The sequence below is a fragment of the Streptomyces ruber genome (assembly GCF_014648075.1).
GTDB classification, from domain to species: Bacteria; Actinomycetota; Actinomycetes; order Streptomycetales; family Streptomycetaceae; genus Streptomyces; species Streptomyces ruber.
In genome coordinates this window covers 1-515 of record NZ_BMQK01000093.1, presented here as the reverse complement: position 1 = coordinate 515, position 515 = coordinate 1, and the positions used below count along the sequence as shown (strand labels likewise).

General features: G+C 50.1%; 1 rRNA gene. It reads right to left on the bottom strand.

Annotation, left to right across the window (positions count from 1 at the left end):
- Window positions 1–282: 282 nt before the first annotated feature.
- Window positions 283–515, bottom strand: a 16S ribosomal RNA gene (locus IEZ04_RS36410); the annotation flags it as partial.

The window sequence follows — 515 nt, the reverse complement described above, 5'->3', positions numbered from 1 at the left end:
CTCCCGCCGGGGCCCGCTATGCCAAAAGCGAGAGAAACCCCATCCCTCTCTTTCCTTTTTTACGTCCCCATGCCCCCCCGTGTGGCGACATAGGGGCGAAAAAAGGGGATCCTATCAACTTGTTCCGACCTAGGAAAATAAGCTCATGAGCTTAGTCTTACTTCACCGTCGAGAAACGAAAGAAGACTTCCATCTCCAAGTTTAACCCAGATGTAGCTCGCTTCTTTTTGGGTGTGAAGCAGTGTCAAACCAAAATACCCAACAAGCGTTAGCTCTCCCTGAAAAGGAGGTGATCCAGCCGCACCTTCCGGTACGGCTACCTTGTTACGACTTCACTCCAGTCACTAGCCCTGCCTTCGGCATCCCCCTCCTTGTGGTTAAGGTAACGACTTCGGGCATGGCCAGCTCCCATAGTGTGACGGGCGGTGTGTACAAGGCCCGGGAACGTATTCTATTGAGGTGTTTCTACACATGACATTTGATGTATTATTCTTTTCAATTCATAGAATTAACGA